At 71.7% G+C, this 1,005-nt stretch carries 1 protein-coding gene; it reads right to left on the minus strand.

What is annotated here, in order from left to right; all coding sequences use genetic code 11:
• The coding region (locus ABTZ03_RS44205) for a DUF1254 domain-containing protein (RefSeq protein ID WP_350518942.1) at positions 1-853 on the minus strand (853 nt) is incomplete at its 3' end.
• Positions 854-1,005 lie beyond the last annotated feature (152 nt).

A 1,005-nucleotide genomic window follows, 5' to 3' on the forward strand; every position in this document is an offset into this window, starting at 1 on the left:
GCGCTGCCAGGTCCAGCAGCTCGCGCTGCCGGGGGGTGGGGGCGAAGGGCTGCCCCTTGCGGATGCCCAGGGCAGCCAGGACGCCGTGCATGTAGGGGTCCGTCTGGTCGACCCGGTCGGCCTGGATGAACGCGTCGAGCGCGTCGTAGAAGGCGGCGTCGCGCGGGAAGAGGGCGTCGACGGGGATGTCGGAGGCCTGGGCGAACCGCATCGGGGCGGCGTCGCCCCGCAGCGGGTGGAAGCGGATCCCTTCGATGGACTCCACGCCGGGTGACACGTCGTCGACCGACGTGAAGAAGCCGCGCAGGAGGAAGTAGATGCCGTCGGTCGTGCTGCGGTAGACGAAGTAGTCGTCCCAGTCGCCCGGGTTCTCGGGCTCCTGGCCGTCGGGGACGATCAGGTAGCGCCCGCCCTTTCCGGCGTCCGGGCCGGGCAGGCCGATGTCCCCGCGGTACTGCACCCCGTCCAGCAGCGGGCCGGTCAGGGGGCGGTGCCAGAAGTCGTCCACCAGGCCCTGGATGCCGGCCGGGGCCTCGACCACCAGCGGGCCGCTCTCGCTCAGGTCCGCGAACGCCATCCCGTAGATGACGTCGCAGTTCGGGGTGGTGATGACGGTGCGCGGCTTGAGCCGCTGCTCGAACACCGCCATCACCTGGTAGCCGTAGCCGAACGCCCGGCCCAGCCCGTCGCGCATCGCGCACACGTTCACCGCCGGCAGCGCCCACAGGTAGCTCTGCACGGCCCGCTGGAAGTACAGCTCCTCGTCCAGCGTCCGCGCCGACCCGTCCGTGGGGTAGCCCCCGTCGAACGGCAGCGACGCGAGCTCCCGGTAACGCTCCGACATCGACGTCATCAGCACAACCTCCCGGTACGACACGGAAGACGGCGGGCCCCGCGGGCGGGAACGCCCCTGCGGAGCAGGCGCCGTCATGACAGAACAGGACTGAACATCGGGTGCGGGACATACGGCACCCGGCCCGCCGCACCTCACGACGGGCCCCGGCC

The organism is Kitasatospora sp. NPDC096077 (genome assembly GCF_040303245.1).
GTDB lineage: Bacteria > Actinomycetota > Actinomycetes > Streptomycetales > Streptomycetaceae > Kitasatospora.